The following is a 16,819-nucleotide window of genomic DNA, read 5'->3' on the forward strand; positions in this document are numbered from 1 at the left end:
AACCCCCGGGTTCCCGGTGGCCGGGCCCGGACCGCCGCGGCGGGCCGGGTGGGCGAGACCTTCGACCAGGCAGAACACAGCACACGTACGCATCCACGCATACGTGTGTCCGCTGCCGGGTCGAGTGGTCCTCCCTACGCAGCGGGCGGGGGCCGCGTGGACCCGGCCCGTACAGAAAGCGTCCCCATGGACCTCGATCCCCTGGCGATCGTCACCGCCTTCGGGCTGATCTTCCTCGCCGAACTCCCGGACAAGACCATGTTCGCCTCACTGGCCATGGGCACCCGGATGAAGCCCCTGTACGTGTGGTTCGGCGCGTCGGCCGCGTTCCTCGTGCACGTCGCGATCGCGGTCGGCGCGGGCTCGCTGCTCGGCCTCCTCCCCGGCTGGATCGTGAAGGTCGTCTCCGGCCTGATGTTCCTGTTCGGCGCGTTCATGCTGCTGCGCGGCGGAGACGAGGACGGCGAGGACGAGGCGGGCGCCAAGACCGTCACCGGTTTCTGGCCGGTCTTCGGCACGGCGTTCATGGCCGTGTTCATCGGCGAGTGGGGCGACCTCACGCAGATCACCACCGCCAACCTGGCCGCCACGAACGGCACGTGGTCGACCGCGATCGGCTCGTGGGCGGCCCTGATGTCCGTGTCCGCGCTCGCCCTGGTCGCCGGGCGCTTCATCGCCAAGCGGGTGCCGCTGAAGACCGTGCAGCGGGTGGGCGGTTTCTGCATGCTCGCGCTTGCCGTCTGGTCGTTCGTCGAGGTGTTCACCGGCTGACGTACCGGCCGCGCAGCGCCCGCGCACACCCCGCGCACCCCCTTGTGGATACACGAACGTATCGAATACGTTCGCGTATCCAACCGGGGAGGCGAGGATGCCCGTCACCAAGCGGCGTGCGCGGACGCGGCAGCGGCTGCTGGACGCCGCGCTCGACGTGTTCGCCGAGGAGGGCTTCGGGCGCTCCACGGTCGAACAGGTCTGTGAGCGCGCGGGATTCACCCGCGGCGCTTTCTACTCGAATTTCTCCTCGCTCGACGAGCTGTTTCTCGCCTTGTGGGAGGAGCGGTCCGCGCGGATGCTCGATGACGTGCGGACCGCTCTCGCCGGTATCGACCCGGATGATCCCGAGGCCGCCGTGCGGGCCGCCATCGACGCCACCCCCGTCGACGACGCCTGGTTCCGGATCACCGCCGAGTTCACCGCGCACGCGCTGCGCAATCCGGGCCTGCGCCGCGTGATGGCCGCCCGCGAGGAGACCATCCGCGACACGATCCTGCCGGTGTTCGTGGCCGCGCTCGGCCGGCTCGGCCGCCGGGTCACCGACGAACGGGCCCTGGGCGACGCCCTGGTGGCCGTGCACGACGGGACCTCCGTGCAGGTCCTGCTGCAGCCGGACGACGCGGCCGTACGGGCCCGTCGCGAGGCTCTCTTCATGAACGTACTGGACGCCTACAGCACACCGTTGGAGAGCGCATGAGTGACACCAAAGCCGATGTCGCCGATGTCATCGTCGTAGGGGCCGGGCTCGCCGGGCTCGTCGCGACGTATGAACTCACCCGCGCGGGCAAGCGAGTCGTGCTGGTCGACCAGGAGAACGCGGCGAACCTCGGGGGCCAGGCGTTCTGGTCGCTCGGCGGGCTCTTCCTCGTCGACAGCCCCGAGCAGCGGCGGATGGGCATCAAGGACTCCTACGAACTGGCCCTCGCCGACTGGCTCGGCTCCGCCGGATTCGACCGCGAGGACGAGGACCACTGGCCGCGCAAGTGGGCCGAGGCGTATGTGCGGTTCGCGGCCGAGGAGAAGCGGGACTACCTGTACGGGCTCGGGCTGAAGGTCACCCCGAACGTGGGCTGGGCCGAGCGCGGCGCCGGGACCGCGACCGGGCACGGGAACTCCGTGCCGCGCTTCCACATCACGTGGGGGACGGGCCCCGAGGTCGTGCGGGTCTTCCGCGAACCGGTCCTGGCGGCCGCCGAGCGCGGGCTCGTCGACTTCAAGTACCGGCACCAGGTAGACGAGTTGATCGTGGAGGACGGCGCCGCCGTCGGCGTGCGCGGGTCACTGCTCGAACCCTCCGACGCCGCGCGCGGTGTCGCCTCGTCCCGCGAAACCGTCGGCGACTTCGAGCTGCGCGCGAAGGCCGTGATCGTGACCTCCGGCGGCATCGGCGCGAACCACGAACTGGTCAGGAAGAACTGGCCTGTTGAGCGCATGGGGACCCCGCCCGAGTCCATGGTGACCGGCGTCCCCGCGTACGTCGACGGGCGCATGCTGGAGATCACCGAGAACGCCGGTGCCTCCCTCGTGAACCGCGACCGCATGTGGCACTACACCGAGGGCCTGAAGAACTGGGACCCGATCTGGCCGGACCACGGCATCCGGATCATTCCGGGCCCCTCCTCGCTGTGGCTGGACGCCGAGGGCAAGCGGCTGCCCGCGCCGCTCTTCCCCGGCCACGACACCCTCGCGACGCTCAAGCACATCACCGGGACCGGCCACGACCACACGTGGTTCATCCTGACCCGCGCCATCGTCGAGAAGGAGTTCGCGCTCTCCGGATCCGAGCAGAACCCCGACATCACCGGCAAGGACCTGAAGCTGGTCCTGCAACGCGTGAAGAAGGGCGCCCCCGGACCGATCCAGGCCTTCCTCGACCAGGGCGAGGACTTCGTCGTACGGCGGAACCTGAAGGACCTCGTCGCCGGGATGAACAAGCTGACACCGTCAACTCCCGTTACGTACGAGCAGGTTGAGCGCGAGATCGTCGCACGCGACCGGGAGGTCGACAACGGGTACTCCAAGGACCTCCAGCTGATGGCGGTGAAGAACGCCCGCTCGTACCTGTTCGACCGGCTCACCCGCGTCGCCAAGCCGCACCGGCTGCTCGATCCGGCGCAGGGTCCGCTGATCGCCGTACGGCTGCACGTGCTGACGAGGAAGACCCTGGGCGGTCTGGAGACGAACCTCGACTCGCAGGTCGTGCGGCCCGACAAGTCCGTCTTCGAAGGGCTCTACGCTGCCGGGGAGGTCGCCGGGTTCGGCGGTGGCGGCGTGCACGGGTACAACGCGCTCGAAGGGACCTTCCTCGGCGGCTGCATCTTCTCCGGACGCGCCGCCGGGCGCGCGCTCGCCCGGAGCCTCGCGTGAGTACGCGGGGCACGGCCCTCGTGACAGGGGCCTCTTCGGGCATCGGCTCCGCGGTCGCGGCGGCGCTCGTGAAGCGCGGCTACAAGGTGTACGGGACCAGCCGGGACCCCCGGAAGGTCGCCGCGCCGGTGCCGGGCGTGGAGTATCTGCCGCTCGACCTCGCCGACGAGGAGAGCATCGAGACCCTCGCGCGGTCGGTCGGCGAGGTCGACGTGCTCGTCAACAACGCCGGGGAATCGCAGAGCGGCCCGTTCGAGGAGCTGCCGATGGACGCGGTGCGGCGGCTGTTCCAGCTGAACGTGTTCGGGGCGGTGCGGCTCAGCCAGCTGCTGCTGCCGGGGATGCGGGAGCGGCGGCGGGGGCGCGTGGTGATGGTGGGGTCCATGCTGGCCAGCTTCCCGCTCGCGTACCGGTCCTCGTACGTCTCGTCCAAGGCCGCGATCAAGGGCTTCGCGCACGCGGCGCGGCGCGAGTACGCCCCGTACGGGGTCGGGATCACGACGGTCGAGCCGGGGTCGATCGCGACGGGGATCAGTGAGCGGCGCACCCAGTACGTGGCGAAGGACTCGCCCTTCCGCGCCGCCTACGACACGATGCTCGCCGCCCTCAACTCCAATGAGGCGCACGGGATCTCGGCCGAGAAGGTCGCCGCGAAGGTCGTCTCGGCCATCGAGGCGGGGCGGCCGAGGCCGCTGTACGCGGTGGGCAGCAGCGCGCCCCTCGTGTTCGCGCTGCGCCGGGTGCTGCCACGCTCCGCGGCCGAACGCATGGTGGCCAGGAGGCACGGGCTGAAATAGAGGTTCCGCCGCCGGAATCGCTCGTACAGATATGCGCTCGGGCTATACCGGGGCGGAGCCCGCGGGCGTACATTCGCTTCACCGTCGCGGCACGCACGGTCGCACGGATGAATTGCGTCGGTGCTGTTCATCCAGCGCTCGTGGTGGTGGAGGCGGGGAGCAGGCGCGGTACAGCGGGAGCACCTGCGAAGGCCGTGCCCGGCCGCTCCCCTCGGATTACGGGCCGGGTACGGCTGCTCCTCTCGGGGCGGGTGACGGGGTTGCGGTCGCGGGGCTCTGCCCCGGACCCCGCGCCTCAATCGCCGGCGGGGCTGAAAAGATCGCCTCAAACGCCGGCGGGGCTTGAACCATCAAGCCCCTGCGGCGATTGAGCAGGCTTTTCAAGCCCCTGCGGCGATTGAGCAGCGGGGTGCGGGGCGGAGCCCCGGTCTTTTGAGTCCCGGTGGCGTTTGAGGCGCGGGGCTTGAGCGGTCCGGGCTGCAGGCAGTATGGGGGCATGACTGAGTTCGATGAGGGCATGGCCGACTGGGAGAAGCGGTTTCGGGCGGCGCGGGTTTCGCTGCCCGACTGGGCCGAGGACGCGCCGGACCGCTCCCTGTTCGTGTCGAACGCGACGGGGACGTACGAGCTGTACACCTGGGACCGGGCCACGGGCGAGCAGCGCCGCGCCACGGACCGGGCGAACGGGACGACGGACGGCGTGCTCACCCCCGACGGCGCGTGGATCTGGTGGTTCAACGACACGGACGGGGACGAGTTCGGGACCTGGCTGCGCCAGCCCTTCGAGGGCGGCGAGGACGTCGAGGCGGTGCCCGGACTCGCGGCCTCGTACCCGGCGGGACTCGCCCTCGGCCGCGACGGGCACACCGCCGTGATCGGCTGCTCCACCGACGACGACGGCACGACGATCCACGTCGTACGACCCGGCTCCGACTCCCCCGCCGAGATCTACCGGCACCGCGAGTCGGCGGGCGTCGGCGACCTGTCGTACGACGGGACGCTGATCGCGATCGAGCACACCGAGCACGGCGACGCGATGCACGGAGCCCTGCGCGTGCTCCGGCTCGACGGTTCGACACTCGCGGAGCTCGACGACTCCAAGGGCGGCACCGAGGACCTCGGCCTCGAAGTGCTCGGCTTCGCGCCCGTGGCAGGCGACACCCGGCTGCTCGTCGGGCACCAGCGGCGCGGCCGCTGGGAGCCCATGGTGTGGGACGTCGCCACCGGTGAGGAGACCGACCTGGCGCTCGACCTGCCGGGCGACGTGTCGGCCGAGTGGTACCCGGACGGCTCGGCGCTCCTCGTCGTGCACGAATTCGAGGCGCGGGGTGACCTGTGGCGCTACGAGTTCGCGACGGGTGCGCTGACGAAGGTGGACACCCCCGTCGGCTCGGTGTCCGGTGCTTCCGCGCGGCCCGACGGCAGCGTCGAGTACCTGTGGTCGTCGGCGGCCGAGCCCTCGGTCGTGCGCTCCACCACGGGTGAGGTCGTCCTCGACCCACCCGGTATGAAGGCCCCGGCGTCGGTGCCGGTGGAGGACGTGTGGGTGGAGGGCCCCGGCGGCCGGATCCACGCCCTCGTACAGAAGCCGGCGGGCGCGAGCGGGCCGCTGCCCACCGTGTTCGAGATCCACGGCGGACCGACCTGGCACGACTCCGACGCGTTCGCGGCGGGCCCGGCGGCCTGGGTCGACCACGGGTACGCGGTGGTCCGGGTCAACTACCGGGGCTCGACCGGATACGGGCGGGAGTGGACGGACGCGCTCAAGCACCGCGTCGGCCTGATCGAGCTGGAGGACATCGCGGCCGTGCGCGAGTGGGCCGTCTCCTCCGGGCTCGCCGACCCGGAACGGCTCGTCCTCGCGGGCGGCTCCTGGGGCGGCTATCTGACGCTCCTCGGCGTCGGCACGCAGCCGGGCGCCTGGGCCGTGGGGCTCGCCGCGGTGCCGGTCGCCGACTACGTGACGGCGTACGAGGACGAGATGGAGGCGCTCAAGGCCCTGGACCGCACGCTGTTCGGCGGCTCCCCCGAGGAGGTGCCCGAGCGGTTCGAGGTGTCGTCCCCGCTGACGTACGTCGACGACGTGAAGGCGCCGGTCTACATCTCGGCGGGGGTCAACGACCCGCGCTGCCCGCTCCAGCAGATCGACAACTACGTGGACCGGCTCGCGGCGCGCGACGCGACCCACGAGGTGTACCGGTACGAGGCGGGGCACGGCTCGCTCGTCGTCGAGGAGCGCATCAAGCAGGTCGCACTCGAACTGGACTTCGCGAGGCGCCACTTGCCCAATTCAAGCCCCGTCGGCAAATCCAGCCCCGCCGGCGTTTGAGGCGCGGGGTCCGGGGCGGAGCCCCGTGACGTGGGGAAACGGTGACCACACCCTCACGGCCGGGGCCGGTGGCCGGTTCCATGAGGCGGAGCCGTACCGTGGGGGTGTGTACCGGTTCCTCCTGACCCCGCGCTGGTGGGGGATCAACATCTTCGTCCTGCTCGCGATCCCCGTGTGCATCTTCATGGGCTCGTGGCAGCTCAGTCGTTTCGAGGACCGGGTGCAGGACCACAAGACCGCGTCCGAGCAGACGAAGGCGAACGAGACGGCTGCACCCGAGCCGCTCGCCTCCGTGCTGCCCGTGGACCAGAAGACCTCCGGGAAGCGGACCACCGCGACCGGCCACTACGGCAAGCAGCTCCTCGTGCCCCAGCGGGACCTCGGCGAGCGCAGCGGCTTCTACGTCGTGACGCTCCTCAGGGTCGAGGGTTCCGGGAAGGCGCTTCCGGTGGTGCGGGGCTGGGTGCCGGGCAAGGCGTCCGCCGCGAAGGCGCCGGCCGCGCCGAAGGGGGAGGTCACGGTCGTCGGGGCGCTCCAGGCCTCGGAGTCCGCGACCTCGAGCGGGGTGTCCGCCTCGGGTGGGCTGCCCTCCGGGCAGGTCGGTGTGATCAGCGCGGCGTCGCTGGTGAACCTGGTCCCGTACGACGTCTACGACGGGTGGATCACGCTCGACAAGGCGGACTCCGGGATGACGGCGGTGCCGGCCACGGCGCCCGAGGGCAGCGGGCTCGACCTCAAGGCGTTCCAGAACCTCGGGTACACGGGCGAGTGGTTCGTCTTCGCCGGGTTCGTGGTGTTCATGTGGTTCCGGCTTGTACGCCGCGAGGCGGAGGCCCTCCGGGATGCGGAACTGGGGATCGCGGAACCGGAGCTCTCGGCGGAAACCGGAGCGACCGTCTAGCGGGACCGTCCGCCGCTCACGGGGCTCCGCCCCGGACCCCGCTGCTCAATCGCCGCAGGGGCTTAATAACTCAAGCCCCGCCGGCAAATCCAGCTCCGCCGGCGCTTGAGGCGATCCTCCAAGCCCCGCCGGCGTTTGAGGCGATCTTTCCAGCCCCGCCGGCGTTTGAGGCGCGGGGTCCGGGGCGGAGCCCCGGGGGTTCGGGCTAGGACGCGGGGAGGAGGCCCGTGCGGTAGACCGTGCCTTCGCAGGCGTTCGAGATGGTCGTGGCGGCTGTCGGGGCGCCCGGTTCGGGCGTGTGGGACACCGCGACGCTGCCTTCCGTCCCGCCGTCGGACCCCAGCTGCGTCGTCGTCTGCGGATCCGTGCCGGTCGTGGCGTCACCGCCGTCCGACCCGTCGCCGGTCGGCGTCGGCGAGGGCGACGGGTCACCGCCGCCGCTGCCACCACTGTCGCCCCCCGTCGCGGAGCAGGACGCCGAGGGCACCCACGCGAACCGCACCTCGTACGCCTTGCCCGGTTCGAGGATCACCTGGCTCGGCTCGGTCGAGGGGTCGGGCAGCCCGGAGCCGTCGCCCGAGGTGTGGTCGACGACGCTCACCTTGGCCGGATCGGCCGCGCCCTGCGCGACGGTGACCACGGATCCGGCGCTGTCCACCGTGCAGTTGGAGCCCGAGACGTTCGAGACGCGGAACGTGCCGTAGACCTTGCCGTCCCCTTCGGGCGCGCCGACGGTGGCCTGCGGCCTGCCCAGCTCGCCCGCCTCGCAGGTGGGCGAGGTGGCCGCCGCCGTGGACGCGGGGTCGGCCCCCGCGCTCGCGCCGCCCGTGGCCCTGCGCCCGTCGCCCTTCTTCTCCTTCTTGGCGCCCTTGTCCTTGCCCTTGGCGTGCGAGGGCTTGCCCGCGTCACCCTGTCCCGCGCCGCCGGACGCCGTGCCCGCGCTCGCCCCGTGGTGCGTGGCCTCGCTGTTGCCCGCGATGGCCGGCCGCTCGCCGGAGGGGTCGGGATTCGTCACGTGCAGCACCGCGGGCACCGCCATCGCCGCGAACACACCCATGGCGATCGCGCCCACGGCCGCCTGCCGCTTGCGCGCACGGCGGGCGGGGACCGCCCGGTGCAGCTCGTCGAGCGCCTGCTCCGAGGGTTCGAGATCCGCGACGGCCTGCCGCATCATCCGCCGCACCGCGAGCTCGTCGTCACCGAACCCGGCGGCACCGGCGGAGTCCGGAGCACGCCGGTCTGCCTCACTCACTTCGTCGGCAGCGGGGTCCGGGCCGCCGTCGAGATGGGGGTTCATGCTGGCTCCTCCATGGCGACGCGCAGCGCCGCGATCCCGCGCGATCCGTATGCCTTGACCGAGCCGAGCGATATCCCGAGCGACTCGGCCACCTGCGCCTCCGTCATGTCCGCGAAGTACCGCAGGACGAGAACCTCGCGCTGGCGGCGCTGCAGCCCGCGCAGCGCCTTCTTCAGGGCGTCCCGCTCCAGGAGGTCGTACGCGCCCTCCTCCGCGCTCGCCATGTCCGGCATCGGCTTGGTGAGCAGCTTCAGGCCGAGGATGCGGCGGCGCAGCGTGGACCGCGAGAGGTTGACGACGGTCTGCCGCAGATACGCGAGCGTCTTCGACGGGTCCCTGACGCGCCCCCGCGCCGAGTGCACGCGGATGAACGCCTCCTGCACGACGTCCTCGCAGGAGGCGGTGTCGTCGAGAAGCAGCGCCGCGAGCCCCAGCAAGGAGCGGTAATGGGCGCGATAGGTCTCGGTGAGATGGTCGACGGAGGTACCGGCCTGCGTCATCGACTCGTCAGCACCCTGTGCCTGTGCCGGAATGCGCGCCGGCCCCGCCGCTGGCATGGGGGCGATCACCGGCATGCCGCCGGGCGCGCGGGCGCGCCGGGTGCCAAGGGGTGCGAGGGGCGGACGAAGGGCCGCGCCCGTCGCCCGTACCGCTGTGAAGTCCAGTACTTCTGCCACGCCTGTTGGACAAGCTTCCCCCCGTCAAGGTTGTACGCGTCAGGCGCCCCATTTGCGACGGGCCTCGTCATCCCCACCGATGACACCGCCTCGAATGCCGACATGCGCACCACACTCTCCCCCTATGCCCCGTATGCCCGATGTCGGTCGACGCTTCACCAGGGCGACCGCAAAGACGCTCCCCGCCCTGCGCACGGTTGCAGGGCGGGGAGGAAAATCCGCTTACACAAAACTCACACAGAATCTTATGAGCGGATCCACGCTTGGGAAGGGCCTGCCCGCATCGCGGGCACCGAAAGAGCCGCAGGTCACACGGAGAGGGGCACGAAGCTCACATAGTGGCGAGCTCGGCCGCCACCAGCTCCGCGATCTGCGCGGTGTTCAGAGCCGCACCCTTGCGCAGATTGTCCCCGCATACGAAGAGTTCGAGGCCGGCCGGATCGTCGAGCGACCGCCGCACGCGGCCCACCCATGTCGGATCAGTGCCCACCGCGTCGGCCGGCGTGGGGAATTCGCCGGCGGCCGGATTGTCGAAGAGCACGACGCCCGGTGCGGTCGCGATGATCTCGCGCGCCCGGTCGACGGTGACCTCGCTCTGGAAGCGGGCGTGCACGGTGAGGGAGTGCGTGGTCACGACGGGCACCTGCACACAGGTGACCGCGACCTTCAGGTCCGGCAGGCCGAGGATCTTGCGGGACTCGTCCCGCACCTTCATCTCCTCCGACGACCAGCCGTCCTCGCACAACGTGCCCGACCAGGGCACGACATTGAGCGCCACGGGCTCGGGGAAGGGACCCGTCCGGTCACCCACGGCCCGCCGCAGGTCACCGGGTGCGGTCCCGAGTTCGGAGCCGGACACGAGGGACAGCTGCGCCCGCAGCGTCTCGACCCCGGCGCGGCCCGCCCCGCTCACCGCCTGATAGCTGGACGCGACCAGCTCACGGAGCCCGAACTCGGCGTGCAGCGCCCCGATCGCCACGATCATCGACAGCGTCGTGCAGTTGGGGTTGGCGATGATGCCGCGCGGCCGCACGCGCGCGGCGTGCGGATTCACCTCGGGCACGACGAGCGGCACATCCGGGTCCATCCGGAAGGCCGGCGAATTGTCCACCACCACAACGCCCTTGGCGGCGGCGATGGGCGCCCACTGCGCGGACACCTCGGTGGGTACGTCGAACATCGCGACGTCGACCCCGTCGAAGACGGACTCCGTGAGGGCGACGACCTCGACCTCCTCGCCGCGCAGCGTGAGCTTGCGCCCCGCCGAGCGCGGGGAGGCCACGAGCCGGATCTCACCCCAGATGTCCGCGTGCTGCGACAGAATCTGCAGCAGAACGGCGCCGACGCTCCCGGTCGCTCCCACGACCGCGAGCGTCGGACGCCGCACAGGTGCTTCGGCCATCAGCGGCCGGTGCCTCCGTAGACCACGGCCTCGTCGGAGTCCGAGTCGAGCCCGAAGGCGGAGTGCACGGCGCGCACGGCCTCGTTCACATCGTCGGCGCGCGTGACGACCGAGATGCGGATCTCGGAGGTCGAGATCAGCTCGATGTTCACGCCCGCGTCGGTGAGCGCCTCGAAGAAGCCGGCCGTGACACCCGGGTTCGTCTTCATGCCAGCGCCGACGAGGGAGATCTTGGCGATCTGGTCGTCGTAGCGCAGCGAGTCGAAGCCGACGTTGGCCTTCTGCTTCTCCAGGGCGTCGATGGCCTTGCGGCCCTCGGTCTTGGGAAGCGTGAAGGAGATGTCGGTCAGACCGGTCGACGCCGCCGACACGTTCTGCACGATCATGTCGAGGTTGATCTGGGCGTCCGCGACGGCCCGGAAGAGCTTCGCGGCCTCGCCCGGCTTGTCCGGAACCCCGACGACGGTGATCTTCGCCTCGGAGGTGTCGTGCGCGACACCGGAGATGATGGCCTGCTCCACGCCCTTTTCCCCTTGCTGGTTCTTCTTCTCGATCGGCTCGTTGCTGACCCACGTGCCCTGCAGCCCACTGAAGCTGGAGCGGACGTGGATCGGGATGTTGTACCGACGGGCGTACTCCACGCAGCGGTGGAGCAGCACCTTCGACCCGGAGCTCGCGAGCTCCAGCATGTCCTCGAAGGAGATCCAGTCGATCTTCCGCGCCTTCTTCACGACGCGCGGGTCGGCGGTGAACACGCCGTCGACATCCGTGTAGATCTCGCAGACCTCCGCGTCGAGCGCGGCGGCGAGGGCGACGGCGGTGGTGTCGGACCCACCACGACCCAGGGTCGTGATGTTCTTGCCCTCCTGGCTGACGCCCTGGAACCCCGCGACGATGGCGATGTTGCCCTCGTCGATGGAGGTCCGGATGCGCCCCGGAGTGACGTCGATGATCCGTGCTTTGTTGTGGACCGAGTCGGTGATGACACCGGCCTGACTGCCCGTGAACGACTGGGCCTCGTGGCCCAGGTTTTTGATCGCCATCGCCAGCAAGGCCATGGAGATCCGCTCTCCGGCGGTCAGCAGCATGTCGAATTCGCGCCCTGCAGGAATCGGAGATACCTGCCCGGCGAGATCGATCAACTCATCCGTCGTGTCACCCATCGCGGACACCACAACGACAACCTTGTTGCCGTTCTTCTTGGCGTCGACGATCCTCTTGGCGACCCGCTTGATGCCCTCGGCATCGGCTACGGAGGAGCCTCCGTACTTCTGCACGACAAGGCCCACGTGCGCTCCTCGCTCAGTCCGTCTGTCACCGCATGTACGTATGCGCACTGCGGTCGGCTCAGTTTAACGAGCGGCCGAGATCCGCCCCGGCCGTATCACTCCGCGAGATGTCCCGCCCACGTGGTGATCACCGGGTTTCTGTTTGCCGATCTCCGGCCGCCCGGACAGTCGCATGCCCGACCCTGGCCGGGGTAACCGGGGAAGTGGGGCGGGTCACATCGATGTGGCGGTCAGCCGTGGCTGGGGCTGCGCAGTTCCCCGCGCCCCTGAAAGCAGATCCCCGCGCCCCTGTTACTTGACCGGGCGGAGGCCCAAGGGGCCTGCGATCTCCTCCGCCATGACCTGGCCCGCCTCCTCCTCCAGCGTGCCCTCGGCCGTCGCCAGGTCCTCGTCCGTGTCCAGGCCGTCGAGGTCCTCGAGCGGCTGGTTCAGGCGGACGTGGGCGACCAGCGACTGCAGGGCGCGGAGCGTCGCCGAGGCGGTCGAGCCCCAGTTGGAGAAGTACGAGAACTGCCACCACCACAGCGCCTCGGTGATCCGGCCCGCGCGGTAGTGCGCCATGCCGTGCCGCAGATCGGAGACGACGTCCGCCAGGTCGTCCGAGATCCGCGCGGCGACCGGTGCCTTGCGCGGCTCGTACGGGTCGAAGACCTCGGAGTACACGTCGACCGGGTCGAGCATCGCCGCGAGCCGCTCGCGCAGGTCGTCCGCGTCCATGGCGTCCTGCTCGGCACCAAGGTCCGGCTCGTAGCGCTCGTCCGGGAGGATGTCCTCGTGCGCGCCCAACCGGCCGCCGGCGAGCAGCAGTTGGGAGACCTCGAGCAGCAGGAAGGGCACGGCCGAGTCCGGCTCGTCGCCCTTGGCGATCTCGGTCACGGCCACGATGAACGACTCGACCTGGTCCGAGATCTGGACGGCGAAGTCGTCGGGGTCCTGGGTGGTCGAGTGCAGCGTGACCGCGTCGGGCGTCGACGGCTGCTGAGCCCTCGGCGGCTGCTCTGCCACCGAGGACTTCTGCTGCGTCGGCGACTGCTGTGGCGTCTTAGACATCTAGGAGTCTTCTCCCCTCGAAGGCGCGGCCGAGGGTCACCTCGTCCGCGTACTCCAGGTCGCCCCCGACGGGGAGGCCGCTGGCCAGGCGGGTGACCTTCAGGCCCATGGGCTTGATCATGCGGGCGAGGTACGTCGCTGTGGCCTCGCCCTCGAGGTTCGGGTCGGTGGCGAGGATGAGCTCGGTGACCGTGCCGTCCGCGAGGCGGGCGAGAAGCTCCCGTATCCGCAGATCGTCGGGGCCCACGCCCTCGATCGGACTGATCGCGCCGCCGAGGACGTGATACCGCCCCCGGAACTCACGGGTCCGCTCGATCGCGACGACGTCCTTCGGCTCCTCGACCACACAGATGACGGACGGGTCCCGCCGCTGGTCGCGGCAGATGTTGCACAGCTCCTCCTGCGCGACGTTGCCACACGTCGCACAGAAGCGGACCTTCGCCTTGACCTCCATCAGGGCCTGCGCGAGGCGCCGTACGTCGGTGGGCTCCGCCTGCAGGATGTGGAAGGCGATCCGCTGCGCGCTCTTGGGACCGACGCCGGGCAGCCTGCCCAGCTCGTCGATGAGGTCCTGGACCACGCCTTCGTACACGGATTGCCTTTCCTGCTGCTTACGGTTGTCGCTTGGTACGTACGGTAGTTGGCGGCGGGGTCAGAAGGGGAGACCCGGAATGCCGCCACCGCCGCCGAGTCCCTGGGCGAGCGGGCCGAGCTTCTGCTGCTGGAGCGTCTGCGCGTTCTCGTTGGCCGCGGCCACCGCCGCGACCACCAGGTCGGCGAGGGTCTCTGTGTCCTCCGGGTCGACCGCCTTCGGGTCGATCACGAGGCCCCGCAGTTCACCGCCGCCGGTCACCGTCGCCTTGACGAGACCGCCGCCCGCCTGGCCGTCGACCTCGGTCTGCGCCAGCTCTTCCTGAGCCTTCGCGAGGTCCTGCTGCATCTTCTGGGCCTGCTCGAGCAGCTGCTGCATATTGGGCTGGCCACCACCGGGGATCACGATCAGCTCCTGTTCCGGTCCGCTTCCGGTCCGTTGCACGTCGTCAGGGCGGGGCGTATGTCTGCGGTTGTCCGCCGGTGCCCCTGGATCCGAGCCTACGTGGTCGGTGGGCCGCCCGCCCCGGTGACCTGAAGCCTCCCGGGGCATGCGCGGTCGCATTTCCGGTCTGCACTCTTTCGAGTGAGATGGGTTGCTTTCTATACCTGATGCGGGACCACGTCCGGGCGGAGATCCGGTGAAAACTGGGGTTCGGCCACCCATTGGGCGGTAGGAAGATGCTGCACATCAGGCCCTGGCGACGCGTGCGGGGGCCTGACCCCAGCCATGACGTGATCTGTCGAGGGAGTTCCGGGTGAGTCAGCCGGAGATGCAGCCCGAAGGTGCACCCCAGGAGGGGTCGGGCGAGGACGGCGACCGGGACAGCCGCGGCAAGAGAATTCCCCGGCAGGGCGATCTCACCGGCCGGACGCTCCCGCTCGGCGACTGGGCCGAGCCCGCCGAGCGGCTCGACGAGCTGTACCGCTGGGTCGAGCAGGGCGCCCTGCGCACGGCGGACTGGTACCTCTCGGACCGCGTGTGGAAGCGCAGGGGCGCGCGGGCGCTGCGTACCGGCACGGTGCTCGGCGCGGTCTGCGGCGGGGTGCTGCCGCTGCTCGACCTGACGGGCGTCCTTGGCGGCGCGGCCCCCTGGGGATATCTGTCGCTGCTGCTCGCGGTGGCGTGCGTCGGGTGCGACCGCTACTTCGGGCTGACGTCCGGCTGGATACGGGATGTGGCCACGGCGCAGGCCGTGCAGCGGCGCTTGCAGGTGCTGCAGTTCGACTGGGCCTCGGAGAACGTACGAGAGGTGCTCGGGCCGACCGAGGGCACCGCCAGTGAGGCGGCCGAGCGGTGCCTCGGGGTGCTGCGGAGGTTCTCCGACGACGTGACGGAGTTGGTGCGGGCCGAGACGGCGGACTGGATGGTCGAGTTCAAGTCCGGCCCCGCGCCCTTGACCATGCAGGCATCCGTCCCGGCCGCCCGCCCGGCGGACCAGCCGAGCAGCCGCTTTCCGCTGCCGCCCGGCACCCGCCCGAACATGCCACGCCAGCGCCCGCCGGAGCCCCGGTAGCCGGGCCTGAGCCCCGCCGCCCGTCTGCGCGGCACCGGGGGCCGCCTTGCCCACCCTGCCGCCCAGGGCGGCAGATTGCCCAAGGCGACGGCGTCACCATCAAGCCCTGCCGACGGCCCATTCAAGCCCCTGCGGCGATTGAGCAGGCCTTTCCAGCCCCGCCGGCGTTTGAGGCGCGGGGTCCGGGGCGGAGCCCCGATCTTTCAGCCCCGCCGGCGTTTGAGGCGCGGGGTCCGGGGCGGAGCCCCGTGGCGTGGGGGCGGGTGGGCGCAACGGTTCCGGTCAGCTGAAGATGAGCATGGAGCTCTGGGCGAGACTCCGGGTAGCCGCCTGATGCAGGCCCAGCCAGACATGCCGCTCCCGACCGAACGGCCCGTCCCTCAGCGGCACCGCCGCAGCCGGCTCCTCCAACGACGTCGGCGCAACCGGCGGCGCAGGCGGCGCCGGCGGATTCGCCGGGTCGATACCAATCGCCGGAGCCACGAACTCCAACTCCCGCAACAACGCGTGCGACGACCCCAACGGCCCACCCCCCGCCAGGAGTTCGTCATTGGACAACGGCTCGGGAAAGTCCACGGGAACGTACGCGCCCGCGTGGTCGTAATGCCAGACCAGATGGGAACTCTGAGCCGTCGACTCGAACATTTCCAGCAACTGCTCGTAGTCACCGCCCAGTTCATCGACCGGCGTCACGGCGAGGCCACAGATCTGCAGAAGGTACGCCCGCCGCAGGAAGTGCAGCGCGTCGTAGTCGAAGCCCGCGATCGGGGCCACATCCCCGGACAGACCCGGCATGTACGCGTGGACCGGCACCGGTGGCAGTCCTGCCTCGTTCAACGCTTTGTCGTAGAGCGCGAGTTCGTCGGCGAACGGATTGTCGGGGCTGTGGCACAGCACGTCGACCAGGGGGACGAGCCACAGGTCACAGGCCAAGGGGGCTCCTCAGTGCTCCGGAGTGCTCCGGCGCGGTGGACGGTATCGGCGTCGTAGCCAGGGTAGTGCGATGCGGGGCAGGGTTGCCCTGTCTTGCGCCTACCCGTTGTCCCCGCTCTACCCGCTTACTTGCCTGTCAGAGCCTCGATCAAGGAGAGCGAGTCGTCGTTGTACGAGGCGATGAGCGCGTGCGCGGCGGCGGGGTCGCGGTTCACGAGCGCGTCGACCAGATCGCAGTGGCCCGACCACAGCCGGCCCCTGAGGTCGCCCGCGGTGCGCAGGTGCGGGACCGCGCACATCCAGGACTGGACGCGCAGGCGGTGGAAGAAGTCGGAGAGATACGGGTTGCCGAAGAGGGCGGAGAGCTCGCGCCAGAAGCGCAGGTCGTAGCCGATGAGGACGTTCAGGTCACCGGCTCCCGCCGCGCGGGCCGCCTCCTCGCCGCGGCGGCGGACCCCCGCGAGGTCGGCGGCGGTCCGCGGGGCGCGGGACGGGTCCTCGGCGAGGCCGCGGAAGATTCCGTCCGCGACGAGGCTGCGGGCCTCGATCATCGCCCGGTAGTCGGCGAACGAGTACTCGTGGACGCGGAAGCCGCGGTGCTGCGCGGAGTCCAGGAGGCCCTGGGCGCTCAGGTCGACGAGGGCCTCGCGGACGGGGGTGGCCGACACCCCGTACCCCTCGGCGATCTCCTTGACGGTGAACTCCTGGCCGGGACTGAGGCGTCCCGCCAGGATCTCGTCGCGCAGCGCGTCCGCGATCTGCTGCCGCAGGGTGGAACGGGTGACGGCGGGGCCGTCTGGAGCGGGCACGGGTCGGGTCCCCCGGTTCGGCTGGCGTGGTCGTACGGTCTGGTGTGGCTGGCCAGGTTACGCCTGCGGGGCGGCGCCCCGCCCGG

General features: G+C 70.7%; 16 protein-coding genes. 7 read left to right on the forward strand and 9 right to left on the reverse strand.

Features of this window, described 5'->3' with window-relative positions; all coding sequences use genetic code 11:
* Positions 1 to 186: 186 nt before the first annotated feature.
* From ACIRHA_RS18665 to ACIRHA_RS18690, 6 genes are all read left to right on the forward strand, one after another.
* The gene (locus ACIRHA_RS18665; RefSeq protein WP_403846714.1) at positions 187 to 771 is read left to right on the forward strand and encodes a TMEM165/GDT1 family protein; all 585 of its coding nucleotides are present in this window, start codon (positions 187 to 189) and stop codon (positions 769 to 771) included.
* 97 nt (positions 772 to 868) lie between these two features.
* A complete protein-coding gene (locus tag ACIRHA_RS18670; protein WP_403846717.1) occupies positions 869 to 1,471 on the forward strand; it encodes a TetR/AcrR family transcriptional regulator in 603 nt (200 codons plus the stop codon).
* Positions 1,468 to 3,141, forward strand: a complete 1,674-nt coding sequence (locus ACIRHA_RS18675) for an FAD-binding dehydrogenase (protein WP_403846719.1) — start codon at positions 1,468 to 1,470, stop codon at positions 3,139 to 3,141. The genes ACIRHA_RS18670 and ACIRHA_RS18675 overlap by 4 nt, the downstream gene beginning before the upstream one ends.
* Positions 3,138 to 3,938, forward strand: coding sequence for an SDR family oxidoreductase (locus ACIRHA_RS18680; RefSeq protein ID WP_403846721.1), 801 nt, complete (start codon positions 3,138 to 3,140; stop codon positions 3,936 to 3,938). The genes ACIRHA_RS18675 and ACIRHA_RS18680 overlap by 4 nt, the downstream gene beginning before the upstream one ends.
* A 496-nt stretch (positions 3,939 to 4,434) precedes the next feature.
* Entirely contained in the window at positions 4,435 to 6,267 is a 1,833-nt protein-coding gene (locus ACIRHA_RS18685; RefSeq protein ID WP_403846724.1) for a prolyl oligopeptidase family serine peptidase, read from the forward strand.
* Positions 6,268 to 6,373: 106 nt separating this feature from the next.
* Positions 6,374 to 7,168, forward strand: coding sequence for an SURF1 family protein (locus ACIRHA_RS18690; protein WP_403846727.1), 795 nt, complete (start codon positions 6,374 to 6,376; stop codon positions 7,166 to 7,168).
* Positions 7,169 to 7,373: 205 nt separating this feature from the next.
* Here ACIRHA_RS18690 and ACIRHA_RS18695 read toward each other — a convergent pair whose 3' ends face one another.
* The 7 genes from ACIRHA_RS18695 to ACIRHA_RS18725 all read right to left on the reverse strand — a co-directional run bounded on the left by ACIRHA_RS18695 (position 7,374) and on the right by ACIRHA_RS18725 (position 13,880).
* Positions 7,374 to 8,465, reverse strand: coding sequence for a hypothetical protein (locus ACIRHA_RS18695; RefSeq protein ID WP_403846730.1), 1,092 nt, complete (start codon positions 8,463 to 8,465; stop codon positions 7,374 to 7,376).
* Entirely contained in the window at positions 8,462 to 9,142 is a 681-nt protein-coding gene (locus ACIRHA_RS18700) for a SigE family RNA polymerase sigma factor (protein ID WP_403846732.1), read from the reverse strand. Before ACIRHA_RS18700 ends, ACIRHA_RS18695 begins: the two co-directional genes overlap by 4 nt.
* A gap of 331 nt (positions 9,143 to 9,473) precedes the next feature.
* Positions 9,474 to 10,544: an aspartate-semialdehyde dehydrogenase gene (locus tag ACIRHA_RS18705; protein ID WP_403846735.1), complete on the reverse strand. Its 1,071-nt coding sequence runs from the start codon at positions 10,542 to 10,544 to the stop codon at positions 9,474 to 9,476.
* Entirely contained in the window at positions 10,544 to 11,833 is a 1,290-nt protein-coding gene (locus tag ACIRHA_RS18710; RefSeq protein WP_403846737.1) for an aspartate kinase, read from the reverse strand. Before ACIRHA_RS18710 ends, ACIRHA_RS18705 begins: the two co-directional genes overlap by 1 nt.
* A gap of 291 nt (positions 11,834 to 12,124) precedes the next feature.
* Positions 12,125 to 12,883, reverse strand: coding sequence for a DUF5063 domain-containing protein (locus ACIRHA_RS18715; RefSeq protein ID WP_403846740.1), 759 nt, complete (start codon positions 12,881 to 12,883; stop codon positions 12,125 to 12,127).
* On the reverse strand, positions 12,876 to 13,475 hold the full coding sequence (gene recR, locus ACIRHA_RS18720; RefSeq protein WP_403846742.1) for a recombination mediator RecR: 600 nt from the start codon (positions 13,473 to 13,475) through the stop codon (positions 12,876 to 12,878). Before recR ends, ACIRHA_RS18715 begins: the two co-directional genes overlap by 8 nt.
* Before the next feature lie 60 nt (positions 13,476 to 13,535).
* Positions 13,536 to 13,880: a YbaB/EbfC family nucleoid-associated protein gene (locus ACIRHA_RS18725; RefSeq protein ID WP_351343780.1), complete on the reverse strand. Its 345-nt coding sequence runs from the start codon at positions 13,878 to 13,880 to the stop codon at positions 13,536 to 13,538.
* A gap of 352 nt (positions 13,881 to 14,232) precedes the next feature.
* Between ACIRHA_RS18725 and ACIRHA_RS18730 the strand changes: the two genes are divergently transcribed.
* The gene (locus ACIRHA_RS18730; RefSeq protein ID WP_403846745.1) at positions 14,233 to 14,991 is read left to right on the forward strand and encodes an SLATT domain-containing protein; all 759 of its coding nucleotides are present in this window, start codon (positions 14,233 to 14,235) and stop codon (positions 14,989 to 14,991) included.
* A 282-nt stretch (positions 14,992 to 15,273) separates the two neighbouring features.
* Here ACIRHA_RS18730 and ACIRHA_RS18735 read toward each other — a convergent pair whose 3' ends face one another.
* Together ACIRHA_RS18735 and ACIRHA_RS18740 are read right to left on the reverse strand one after the other, a co-directional pair.
* The gene (locus tag ACIRHA_RS18735) at positions 15,274 to 15,924 is read right to left on the reverse strand and encodes a hypothetical protein (RefSeq protein ID WP_403846748.1); all 651 of its coding nucleotides are present in this window, start codon (positions 15,922 to 15,924) and stop codon (positions 15,274 to 15,276) included.
* A gap of 125 nt (positions 15,925 to 16,049) precedes the next feature.
* On the reverse strand, positions 16,050 to 16,733 hold the full coding sequence (locus tag ACIRHA_RS18740; RefSeq protein ID WP_403846751.1) for a GntR family transcriptional regulator: 684 nt from the start codon (positions 16,731 to 16,733) through the stop codon (positions 16,050 to 16,052).
* Positions 16,734 to 16,819 lie beyond the last annotated feature (86 nt).

The organism is Streptomyces sp. NPDC102360 (assembly GCF_044766085.1).
Classification (GTDB): domain Bacteria; phylum Actinomycetota; class Actinomycetes; order Streptomycetales; family Streptomycetaceae; genus Streptomyces.